Here is a 13,451-nt window from a genome sequence, read left to right on the forward strand (position 1 = left end):
TTTTAATAGTCTTGTATCGACAAGGATTTATTCTCAATATTCAAAGGTTGGTGTGCATATTGCGCTAACCACGCTTCAAAATCAATTTTTGCCATGGGTTTACCCAAAAAGTAGCCTTGGCCTAAATCACATCCAAGGGCTGCTAAAACATCTAATTGTAGTTGGGTTTCGATACCTTCGGCGATAACTTTTATACCTAAATTATGGGCCATAGTGATAATGGTATGAACTAATTGTCTGACTTGCTCACTGGTGTGCATATCGAAAATAAAGCTTTGATCGATTTTGACAACATCAAAAGGGTACAAGCGTAGATAGTTTAAAGAGGAGTACCCAGTACCAAAGTCATCCATTGAAACGAGGACGCCTAGTTGGTGAAACTCGAATAAAGCATCTTTAACCAAGGCGTCCCCTGTCAGCAGGACGCCTTCGGTAATTTCTAATTCGAGCAATTGTGTATCAATCTGGTACTTATTAATCATACGACTAATAGAGTTTACAAGGTTGGGATCTTTAAACTGCCTAGGTGAGAGATTAACAGCAATACGGTATGGTTGAGGATGGAAATCCCGCAACTCACAAATTTGTTGCATTGCCTGATCCAGCACAAATTCACCTAGTTCAATGATATAACCTGTCTGTTCAGCCAATGGGATAAACTCAGCTGGCGAAACCCACCCAAGCTCAGCATTGTACCAACGCAATAACGCTTCAGCACCGACAACAAAACGGCTGGATAAATCATATTGAGGTTGAAAATAGACTTCAAATTCTTGATTGGCCAAAGCGCTGCGCATACTATCTTCGAGTTTGAGACGGCGGTTTAGATCTTGACTCATACTTTCAGTGAAGAATGAAAAGGTATTTCGGCCCATGTGTTTGGCACTGTACATAGCAGAGTCAGCCTTTCTTAAAAGCTCATTTGGGGAGTCTGCATCATCTGGAAAAACAGCGACACCTAAACTTAAGGAAATGGTAAAGGCGCGTTCGTCAATCTCAAATGGTGAACGGAAAAGCTGAACCAATTTAGTCGCAATAGCGGTTATGTCATGATGTGTCTGGATGTCTCCCAGTAAAATAATGAACTCATCTCCACCAAGGCGTGCAACCGTATCATGTTTACGCAGTGCGCCCTTTAACACGGAAGCTGAATGAACAAGTACTTTGTCTCCAACTTCATGACCCATTGAGTCATTGACCTTTTTAAAATCGTCTAAGTCAATGAAGCCGACTGCAATAAGTTGCTGGTTTCGTTTGGCTTCATGGATCATCTGCTGGAGTCTATCAAGCGCTAAAAAGCGATTAGGTAAGTTGGTCAGAGTATCGTAAAAAGCATGTTTAAGTATCACTTCTTCTTGGCGTTTTTTGTCTGTGATATCACGTACTGCAATGACGAGTTTGTCCGATTGAGGAATTGCGTTCAGCCGCGCTTCAAAGTGCTTTGTACTGCCCGTATTGTCCAGTTTATACTCGATTTGTGTAAGTTGGCTACTCTGCTCAATGGTTGAGATTGCTTTGGCAAAATGCTTGGCAGCATGCGATGGTAAAATATCAACTAGTTGCTGCCCTACAAATTGTTTTTCTGGTACAGGCAGATTATCGTCCCGACCATAATGACACTCTAAGATTTTGCTTTGTTTATCGATGATAAAAAAGATATCAGGCAGTGCTGAAAATATACCCTGCAATACGCTGTGCCTATCAAGCGCATTTTGTTCCGCGAGTTTTTGCCGTTTAAAACCGATATCTAATGTATGTGCAGCACGCGCAAGGTTATTAGCTAGATGTTTTAGTTCGCCATCTCCCTTAATTTGATGTTCGGCAATGAACTCAAAATCACTCAGTTTGTTGCTGATCTGGGTGAGCTCAGATATAGGCCGATGAATAAAATAATAGGTGACAAGCAAAGCCAAGACCGAAATAAAAACAATCGCGAAAATAATAAACCATGCATTGTGATTGTAATGGGTAAGCAGTAGTGAAAATGTCTCTGTGAGATCAAATTGACTGTAGATAAAATAAAGGTGATCAGAATCCGCATTACCTGTGTTTTGCTGTGGTGCTGAGAGCGCTTGGTAAGTAACTAGCATGTTTGTTTGCGAGTCGAAGAAATATCGGGGGGCTTTGGTCTTTTGCTGGTGGACTACTTGCGCAAGTTGAGGAAACAGTGTGTTAGCGCTTAAGCCAATTTGGCGTTTGTCAGTGCTATCACGCACAATAAGCTGTTTGTCAATAACGGCAACTGAGCGCAGTGAGTTTACTAATACACGGGGGTCACCAGTTGTGAAAAATCCTGACGAGGTAGTACTGGTTGCTGTATTCGCTATGTTTGCGGTGATTTGTGTTGAAGCGTGTACAGTTTGCTCAATTATAAAATCTTTTTTAATTTGATAGCTGAATACGATGAGCACAGAAGCAAACACTGCGGCTGAGATAGTCGAAAGGAGAGTTAACCAAACCTTTAGGTTGATTGAGTATGCTTTATCCATTTCTAGTCCTTCAATACCGCGCACCTTGTTGGCAACAAACAGCCTGTGACTCAATAATTAATCCGTTAATGATGGCTGCTCGGGTTATTTATCAAACTCACTGGCTACAACCATAAGCTGCAAACACAACCTGATCATGCCAGTTTGTCGCAATCCTAGATTCAGTATAGTTTAATTCGAAAGATATCAATGGCCGATCTTTGTTTAAATAGCTGATAGATTGGCGTCGTTGCACCGTGGTAGGAACGTAGTTAGTAACAAAGCTAGTTTCTTTATCCGCACTTAGCCGTCAAATAGCTTTAATACATCTCTGGTAGTCTGCTCATTCACATTGAGTTAAAGAATTAAAAAACGTACTTTTTCACACCGAGAGATACGGCTGTTATTCGTATAAAAGGGCGTATCATATTAGCTGTGCGAATGCTTAATGCTCGATAAAGTATAGGGTTTACGCAGGGTTATATCTTGTTCATTTGTTAATTTTTAGTAATTTTGATTTATTTTTTTATTTTGTGTGATAGCATCTTTATGATAGTAATAAATTAATAAAGAATATTCTGAATTTTAGGTAATGAGTTTCGTTGTCTGGTTGTCTTGCCTGCATGAGTAGCATTTTCTTTTATAAGTACTCAATATAAATCATTAGTTTATGATATTTGAGTGGTAGTAAAAGGTGTAGTCTATTAACTTAACTTGCAGTGTTTAGTGGTTAATTAACCTTCAAATATTTACGCGCCTTAGAGCGTTTACATAGATTATATTTAATCTGTGTAGCACCTCTCTCGGTTCGTTGTGAATTTTAAATTGATTAGTTTTTTTCAATTTTTGTGGTTAGAGCTAGGATTGCTGCAGCGGCCTTCATTGCATAAATATAAAAGCCTAAATTTGCGCCTAGCTCCTAACTGAGAGATCACTTAATCACTCTTTTTTGTGGGCATGGCATGAAAACAGACTTAGTGACTACGTTAGTTACATTGGCAAACACACGTGGTGATGACACTGCGTATCAATATTTCTTCTCTGACGACCTTCCCAGTCAAACTTTGACTTATAAACAACTTGATAATCGCGCTAGACAAATAGCATCGCAATTGGACAAGCAGTTCGAGCGAGGTGATCGCGCGTTACTTCTGTATAATTCTGGGTTTGCATTTATTGAAGCGTTTTTCGCCTGTTTATATGCTGGTATTGTTGCTGTACCTGTTTACCCTCCGAAAAAAAATCAAAATATAACTCGGCTGCGCAGTATCATTGAAGATGCTGGAGCAAAAGGTGTGCTAACTAGCAAAAAAGTCAATGAGATTGCACGGCCGCTTTTTGAGTCAGAATCAAGCCTTACAGGTTTATCGCTATATACGACTGATGCTATAGAAGCTGATCCAAGCAATTGGCAGCCTATTGCAGTGAGAGGTCAGGATCTGGCTTTTTTGCAGTACACGTCAGGATCAACAGGTTCACCCAAAGGGGTAATGGTGAGCCATGATAATATCACCGACAACGAAGAGATGATGAAAATTGCGTTTGGCCATAGTAGCGAAACGCCCATAGTCAGCTGGTTGCCTCACTTCCATGATATGGGACTGATTTTTGGCATATTGCAACCCATTTATATCGGTGCGCCAGCTTGTTTAATGAATCCCACCTACTTCCTGCAAAAGCCGTTACGCTGGCTTAAATTATTAAGTGAATTCAAAGGTGTGACATCAAGCGCTCCAAATTTTGCCTATGACCTCTGTGTGGACACGATTAAGGAAGAGGAATTAGAAACTCTTGATTTATCACATTGGCAGTCAGCGCTCAATGGTGCAGAACCTGTACGAGCGAAGACATTAGAGCGCTTTTATAACAAGTTTAAACGTTGTGGATTACGCAAAGGGAGTCTTTCCCCATGTTATGGGATGGCCGAAACAACCTTGTTTGCCAGTGGTGGTGCGTTGCTTGAATCACCAAAAGTACTCAGTCTAAATAACGAAAAAATGCTTGAAGGGCTGGCTAAAATACAGGAACACATCATTGATAATCGGGACAAGTCTGCTATTCCTGAATATCAGGCTGTTTCGAGTGGACATGCTTGGTGTGATCATGAAATCGCTATTGTTTCGCCGGATACACTCCTGCGCTGCCAAGATGGAGAAGTCGGTGAGATCTGGGTTAAAGGTGCCAGTGTTGCAAAAGGTTATTGGAATAAACCAGAACTCACAAAAGAAGTTTTTCATGCACAGATTGCTGAAGAAGGGGATGGGCCGTACTTGCGTACCGGCGATCTCGGCTTTTTGCATCAGCAATCGCTGTTTGTCACGGGTAGATGTAAAGATGTCCTGATTTTCCGTGGCAAAAACTATTATCCGCAAGATATAGAGCTAACAGTGAGTGATTCGGATGACGCGTTAGAAAGTAATGGTGGCGCTGCCTTTTCAATCCATGCACAGAGCGAAGAGCGCTTGGTGATCGTGCAGCAAATAAAGCGCACGGCAATACGTAAAGTGAACAAAGCACTCGTGATAGAGAAAATTATCAGCGCGGTTGTCGAGAACCACGGTATTGCTCCCTATGATGTTGTGTTAATTAAGCCAGGTCGGCTGTGTAAAACTTCGAGCGGCAAGGTTCAGCGCCAAGAAAATAAAGCGCACTATGAGCAAGCTCGCTTTGAAGCATTGGCAGCCTTTAGACCTGAGAAAGAGCAACAGTCTCAAGTATCTGAAGCCCCTGTGACAATCCACCCAGATGCGGCATTGTCTACTGCAGTTTGCAAGTTGCTGCAAAATATCATTGCAATGGAAGTTGGCATTGAAAGTACCCAGTTAGATATCGATGCATCATTTTTGTCATTGGGTGTTGATTCAATGAAAGCGGTGCGTATTTCTGGTGAATTGATGGAGCTGCATGGTATTGAATTGGAATCAACCATCTTGTACGAGTACCCGAATATTGCACAATTAGCAGGCTACTTGTGCCAATTTGATGAAGTAAAATCTCTACTAGATAGCAGCGGTGAAGGGCATCCAGCGCAAAAATTTGAGGCCGAACTACAGCCAAATTCAGAAATCACTGACTCTCAAACACAAGCTGTGGAGCAAGCGCCACAGCAGGAAACTGACATTGCGATCATTGGTATGGCTTGTCGCTACCCAGAGGCCAGTGATCTAGACTCATTGTGGCAAATATTGATGGATGAACACGACGCCATCACGACGCCCAGCGATGCCCGTCAGCAGCTATGCCCACAGGTCAATGCCAATCGCTTTGGGGGATATGTAGAAGGTATCTCTGAGTTTGATCATGCCGTATTTGGTATTTCGCCAAGTGAGGCGCAGCACATAGATCCGCAACAGCGGCTGCTACTAGAAAACACATATCATGCCATTCAATCTGCAGGCTATATGCCGTCCGAGTTAGCAGAACAACGGATCGGTGTGTACGTAGGGATCTCACAAAGTGATTATTTTTCTGAATCTCAACAAGCAGAAAAAAGCAGCGCGTACCTAGGTACTGGAACGGCACTCAGCATTGCGGCCAATCGTTTATCTTACTATTACAATTTTACTGGCCCGAGCTTGGCAATTGATACCGCCTGCTCTTCTTCTCTGGTTGCCTTGCATCACGCAGTGCAAGCCATTCGTGCGGGAGATATAAAGCAAGCGTTGGTTGCTGGGGTGAATTTAATCTTGAACGACGATGTATCGCAAGCATGTGATAACGCACAAATGTTGGCTAGCGACGGCAGATGTAAGACTTTTTCTGATAGCGCCAATGGCTATGTACGCAGTGAGGGGGTAGGTTCAATATTAATCAAACCACTCTCGCAGGCCATAGCTGACAAAGATCCTATCTATGGCGTGATCAAGGGTAGTGCAGTTAATCAAGATGGTCGCAGTAACGGAATTACAGCCCCGAATGGACGTGCTCAACAGCAAGTCATAAAGGCGGCGCTAGCGCATGCGGGTGTAGAGGCGCAAGACATCCATTATGTAGAAGCACATGGAACCGGTACTGAACTTGGGGACCCCATAGAAGTCTCGGCGTTGCAACGAGTATACGGTCAACAGCGTCAAAATAAACTTATTGTAGGCTCAGTTAAAGCCAATATTGGTCATTTGGAGTCGGCCGCAGGGTTAGCGGGTTTAATCAAAACTATGCTGTGTATGACGCATCAAAAAATACCGGCTCAGCGCTATAGTGAGAAATTAAATAGCCATATAGCTTGGGACAAATGTGCCATCACGGTCCCCAAAGAAGCTACGAATTGGCCTGTTTATAAAAACAAATTGGCGCTAGCAGCTGTGAGCTCATTCGGTTTTGGGGGGACGAATGCGCATGTCATATTGGCACCATCGCCACAAAGGACGAAGCCGAACCGCCCAACAGAGCAAGCCAACTTTTATGTGTTGCCGCTATCAGCAAAATCACCACACGCATTATCACGGTGGGCGCATCAATATGCTGAGCGGTTGCAAACCCTAACGAGTGAGCAATTTGATCGCTTAGTTTATCAGGCAGCGACAGCGCCTGTTTTAAAAGGTGTAAAAAAGGCTTTTTATGGCACTGATCGTGAGGCTTTAGTGCAGCAACTCACGTTGTGCGCCGAGTCAGATATTGAGCAGAGAAATACAGCTCAGTATCAATCGGTAACAAAGGTATTTTTGTTTACAGGACAAGGTTCACAATATCCGGATATGGGTAAATCACTGTACGCGTCACAAGCGGTATTTAAAGCAGCCATTGACGAATGTGAAACTTTGTTGTCGCCATATTTTGATGAACGTTTAACAGAGGTTTTGTATCAAGATCAACACGGTCAACTATTAAATCAAATTCGCTGGACTCAGGTCGCTATTTTTGCGGTTGAATATGCGATGGCGAAGACGTTACTCAGTTTAGGTACCGTGCCAGACGTACTTATTAGTCACAGTGTCGGAGAATATGCGGCTGCATGTATTGCGGGTGTGATGTCTTTGGCTGATACAACTAAGCTAATAGCAACCCGCGCACAGCTGATGCATGAGTTGGACGCGGGCGGTAAAATGATTGCGGCCAGATGTACTAAAGAGCGTGCTCATGCATTGATTGCTGCATATTGCCAAGATGCTGCTATTTCCGGATATCATGGTGAAGCAGGTGTGGTGTTTTCCGGCAGTGATAATGCCATTGCGCAAATTTCAGAAGAGTTAGCACGTTTAGAAATACGCGTGAAAGAGCTTAACACTGGGGCTGCGTTTCATTCGCCTTTAATGCGCCCTATGTTGGATGAGTTTGCAAAAGTGCTGGACACCATCACATTACATAAACCTACTGTGAAGTTTATTTCGTCAGTTACCGGAAAAGCAGAAGGTACAAGGCTGACTCAACCTGAATATTGGTGCGAGCAAATTGTTGAGCCGGTGTGTTTTGATGCGTGTTTGAGCGAGCTGGGTGAGCTGGCGTCAATGTGTGTTGTGGAGCTTGGCCCTAAACCAATTTTGAGTGCTTTGGCACAAGAAAACCTTCCACAACCCGAGGGCGCTTATCTACATGTGCTGCATGATAAAGGGTGTGATCGCGCTCGCCTTGGAAATAGTATCGCAACATTTTATGAGCTTGGAATGGAAGTTGAGTGGGCGAAGCTTTATCCCTCGCAATCTCAACATGACTCTTTCCGAGAACCTCTTCCGCTTTATCCATTCGATCAACATACTCATTGGGTTGGGGCGACTGATACGGTCGTGCGACACAATCCAGTGCAGACGCAAGTAGCGAGCAATGATCTGCAAAGAACACAAGCGATTGAAGAGTTTGTATTGTCGACGTTGGCAAAAGAGTTAGGTATGTCGACCGTGCAGATAGATCCTCACTTAGCACTCTTAGAAATGGGGGTGGACTCGTTAATGATTATGCGGGCGGTGCGCATCTTTGAAAAACAATTCGACTTAGAGTTTAGTGTCAGGCAGTTTTATGAAGAGTTAAGTAATGTCACTAACTTAGTGAATTACATTGCACAGCACAGTGATTATTTAACCCAAGTTTCAGTTGATGAACAGAGCGAGCCGAGTGTATCTGTGCAACCCAGTGACAGTGTCGCGACTACTACGACACACGTTGAAAGTAATGTGATCGTGAGTATTTGCCAAGCTCAATTGCAAGCTGCAGCGAGCGTGAGTTGTGAAACCGCTCAGCAAAGTGTATCTGAAGTAACTGCGCAGCAGCTGTCTTGGCTCAGTCAACATCCTCAGAACACCAGACTCCAAGTGGGAGCTGAAGCTAGCAACACTGAAGTTGATAAACTAAACAGTGAGCCACCAAAGAGCAGTTCAAAAGTAAAGGCAACGTCGGCAATACTGCCTGGTTTTCAAAGTAAACAATTGCATCATAGCGCAGGCACCAAAGCGATGCGCCAACACAGTGAGACATTGAGCGCACAATATTGCGAAAAGACCGCAACGTCTAAGCAGTTGATTGCTCAGCACCGTGCACAGCTTGCGGATTGTAGAGCCTCTGCTGGGTTTAGATTATCCAGCAAAGAAATGCTGTACCCCATTTATGCGCAGCGCTGTGAAGGATCTCGTATTTGGGATATTGATGATAACGAATATATCGACATCACCATGGACTTTGGTGTGAACTTGTTTGGTCACAAACCTGCTTTTATTACTGAGGCACTTTCACAGCAGTTAAATAGTGGCATTCAATTGGGGCTTGCCAGTCCGTTGGCGTGTGAAGCTGCTTCACTAATAAGTGAGCTGACAGGGCTCGAACGTGTGTCTTTTTGTAATTCGGGCACCGAAGCCGTGATGACGGCACTGAGGCTGGCCCGAAACAAAACCAAGCGCCACCTTGTTGTACAGTTTGAAGGCGCGTATCACGGCCATTTTGACGGCACTCTGGCTGCTGCAGCCCCTGGAAGTGATGGGGTGGAGCCCATGTGCTCAGGTGTGCGTCAGGGCGCAATTGATGACAATTTGGTGCTCAAATACGGTGATGAGTCAGCACTGGAGCAAATTAAAGCCAATGGTCATAACATTGCGGCAGTACTGGTTGAGCCTGTGCAAAGTCGACACCCAGATCTGCAACCCTTTGAGTTTTTGAAGCAACTTAGGGCGCTTACACAGTCGCTTGGTATTGCATTGATTTTTGATGAGATGATAACTGGGTTTAGAGCACATCCAGGCGGCGTGCAAAGGTTGTTGGGGGTGCAGGCAGACATAGCAACCTATGGCAAAATTGTTGGTGGTGGACTGCCAATTGGTGTGGTGGCAGGAAGTGCCGAGTACCTAGATGGTATTGATGGGGGAATGTGGCAATATGGTGATAATTCATTCCCTGAGGCTGATACCACATTTTTTGCTGGGACCTTTTGCAAGCACCCGCTGAGTATGGCCAGTGCAGTGGCGGTACTCAAAGAGATCAAACGTCAGGGTACTGCGCTTCAAGCTGCGCTTGAGCACAAAACCAGCTACTTGCGTGACACTTTAAACGTATTTTTTGCACAACATGATATTCCTATCTCTATCACATCATTCTCTTCACTGTTTCGTTTTCAGTTTAGTCAAAACCTCGATGTCTTTTTCTACGAGCTACTTAACCGAGGTGTGTTTATTTGGGAAGGACGAAATTGCTTTATCAGTGCATCGCACAGTGATGAAGATATTGAATTTGTTATTGATGCGGTAAAAGGCAGCGCTCTGGCGTTAAAAGGTGCTGGTTACTTCGGCCAGCAACACAGTGTAGTTGTCGAATCTGACGAGTTAGACAGAGTAAATCGAACAACAGATCCGGTTGCATTAACTCAGGGCCAAAAGCAGTTATTAGCTTTGGCGCTGCGTAGCGACAATGGTGCACTGGCATACCACCTTCAGGCCAGTATTGGATTGTCGGGAACACTTGATATTGAAAGGCTCAAACGTGCCGTGCAACATGTGATGCAGGCATTTCCGCAGCTTAGTTTTGGTGTTGATATTAATGAGTTGATGCATGTTGCACGCGCAACGCCCGAACTGGAATTATGCCGCACTGAGCATCCGTTAACTTTGCAAAATGCCCAGCGACAGTTGACAGAATTACGCTACCGGCACTTTGCGATTGAGCGTGATGCTTTATGTCGTGTTTGTTTGCTCAGCGATGGTGATCAGCAGCATTATCTAAGTGTTATTGCGCACCATATCGTCTGTGACGGCATCTCTTTGCAAATAATCTTGGCAAGTGTTGCACAGTATTACAGTGATGGGGAAGGCGTCCTATCAGCGGATGCGCCTGATTATGGTGCATATGTACAGGCGTTAGCTAGTTATGAAAATTCTGCAACTCAGCAAAAAGATGAAGTGTATTGGCATGCGCAGTTAGCTGGTAGTGAGCAGCTCGCGTTGCCACTTAAGCGCGCAGCTAAAGCGCAGTCTAACTTGCAAACAAAGTCGCTGAGATATGCCCTGTCAGAGCACGCTATACAAAACCTGCAAGGCCTTGCTAAGTCTCAAGGGTGTGGGTTATTTGCAACCTTGCTAGCTTGTTATATGGTCTGGTTGCAAAGGTTGTCTCAGCAAAATCGTATAGCTGTGAATATTCCAGTTTCAGATCGTCAGTTATTGTCACCGGAATTTGATGCTGATGTGTTGGATGAACAGCTTGTGGGCTATTGCACAAACATGCTGCCACTTCAGATAGACATTGACTTGAGTTTGACATTTGGTGCGCTGCTCTCGCAAGTACAAGCGCAATTATTGGACGCATTGGAGCACCAACATTACCCCTATTCACAATTGTGTGAGCAAGCTTGGACGCTACCCAATACAGTTTTTAACTTTGACCGCGTGCAAACCCTGCCCAAGTTTGCAGGGCTAGATCTTACCCCCATCGCCAACGAGACGCACTTTGGTCAATTTGACCTGTCATGCAATATCTTAAATATAGGTGAGCAGTGGTGGCTTGAACTCGATTATCAAAGTGATCGATTCGATGAGGAGATGATCAGCAGTTATGCCCGTACTTGGCTGGCAATGACAGAGTTGATAACGATCGACCAAACACTCAGCAGTGATGTATTGGCATTACATAAATGTGAAGTACACCATGCTTTGAACAGTCGCCAGTTGGCAAAGTCACACTCGTTTTCAGATGATGCCTCGCTCATCGAGCTGTTGTCCGAGCAAGTCTCACAAACCCCGCAGCGAGTAGCGGTACAGGATGATATCTGTCAGCTCAGCTACCAAGGCTTGGCAACACAATCTAATCAGTTGGCCAACTATTTAATTCAACAGGGTATTGGCAAAGGTAGTTTGGTTGCGGTGGCGATGTCTCGAAGTGCGAAGCTGGTGGTGACATTGTTGGCGGTATTAAAGACAGGCGCTGCTTACTTACCCATTGATGTGAGTTATCCGCAAGCTAGAGTGAAAGAAGTTTTGGCTGATTCGCAAGCCAATTTGTTGCTGTGTGACGCACCGTGTGCAGAAATAAAGACCATGACTGACGCACATACTCACTGTATTGACATTGATTTTGAAACTGAGTCTATTGATTCATGCCAAAGTACACCGCCAAGTCGCAGTGTCGAGTCTGAACAGCGCGCATATGTCATATACACCTCGGGTTCAAGTGGTCGGCCTAAAGGGGTGGAAATAACGCATGGTGCATTGAGTAACTTTTTGGTTTCAATGCAAAACAAACCAGGCATAGCGCAGCACGATCGCGTCCTAGCAATTACTACAACGGCATTTGATATTGCTGCCTTGGAGCTATTTCTACCGCTAATTTCAGGCGCTTCGGTGGTTGTCGCCAGTGAAGCGGTATGTAGTGATCCGCTTGCTATCGCTGAATTGATTGAACGAGAGCAGATCTCTTACATGCAAGCGACACCGACACTTTGGCAACTGCTTATAAAAGCTGCACCAAGTTGTGTATCGAATCTGACGGTGCTCTGTGGCGGAGAGCCTTTGGACAAAAGCTTGGCAGGCAGCTTATTAGCTCAGGACGCAAACGTTTGGAATATGTATGGTCCTACCGAAACTACCATCTGGTCTAGTGTGGCATGTATAACCGATGAGAATGACATTACGATAGGTGACGGGATCGCCAATACTGGACTGTTGGTGATGCCTGAGCAGAGCAGTGATGATAGCGTGCCGTTGCCCACTGGGGTTTGGGGCGAGCTATGGATAACAGGTGCAGGTTTAGCACTGGGTTACCTTAATCGCAAGGCGCTTACTGCACAGAGTTTTGTCTCTCACTCCGTGTATGGTCAAGTGTTGCGTTGTTACAAAACGGGTGATCGAGCGAGGCGTTTACCAGACGGTCGGATAGAGCTTCAAGGGCGGCTCGATAGCCAGGTGAAGCTGCATGGACATCGTATTGAATTGGCAGAAATTGAGTATCAGCTGCGTAAATTGCTGGGTCAAGATGATGTACGTGTGCTGGTAAAAACCACAGAGCAAGGCAGTGCGCATCTATGTGCATTTTGTTTATCGGGCACACGTCAAGATGTGCAGTGGGAATACAGTGCAATTAGACAACATTTGATGATGAAATTACCCAGTTATATGGTGCCTGAGTATGTTAGCTGGTTGAGTCAATGGCCTCGAACACCAAATGGAAAGATAGATACTCAAGCCCTGTTATTACCGCAACTTTCGACTGAACAAGAAGTACGCTATCGCGCACCTGAAACAGCGCTTGAAAAGTCTCTTCATGAGTTTTTTGTGGCATTGCTTCCTGTCGAAAAGTTGAGTGTGGATAGTAGCTTTTTTGATTGCGGTGGTAACTCTGTATTGGCTATGCAGCTCGTTTCGCGGGTAAATCGAAACTATTCGGTACGCTGTACTGTGGCAGACATATTTGATTTTAGCAGCATCTCATTGCTGGCTCAGCGCCTTACTGACCTTCAAAGCTCAGCACAGACTGGCCCAGATGCAACTCAGGTGGAAGTTATAAGTGACATAGTTAGTGGGCGTGATATTAGCGCGGCTTTTGATGATCAATCCATGACAGAGATGGACTTATAAA

The 13,451-nt window shown here is 44.6% G+C and carries 2 protein-coding genes; one reads left to right on the forward strand and one right to left on the reverse strand.

Annotated features, from left to right (window positions below):
* Positions 1–2: 2 nt before the first annotated feature.
* Positions 3–2,489, reverse strand: coding sequence for an EAL domain-containing protein (locus J8M00_RS24355; protein WP_211013008.1), 2,487 nt, complete (start codon positions 2,487–2,489; stop codon positions 3–5).
* A gap of 941 nt (positions 2,490–3,430) precedes the next feature.
* Here J8M00_RS24355 and J8M00_RS24360 point away from each other — a divergent pair.
* On the forward strand, positions 3,431–13,450 hold the full coding sequence (locus J8M00_RS24360; protein WP_211013009.1) for a non-ribosomal peptide synthetase/type I polyketide synthase: 10,020 nt from the start codon (positions 3,431–3,433) through the stop codon (positions 13,448–13,450).
* The last annotated feature ends 1 nt before the right edge of the window (position 13,451 follow it).

It is taken from the genome of Pseudoalteromonas luteoviolacea (genome assembly GCF_018100925.1).
Taxonomy (GTDB): Bacteria; Pseudomonadota; Gammaproteobacteria; order Enterobacterales; family Alteromonadaceae; genus Pseudoalteromonas; species Pseudoalteromonas obscura.

Bases quoted from the DNA above. Each gene is read 5' to 3' on its own strand.
- J8M00_RS24355 (WP_211013008.1), bottom strand. From the start codon at position 2,489: ATGGATAAAGCATACTCAATCAACCTAAAGGTTTGGTTAACTCTCCTT.
- J8M00_RS24360 (WP_211013009.1), top strand. From the start codon at position 3,431: ATGAAAACAGACTTAGTGACTACGTTAGTTACATTGGCAAACACACGT.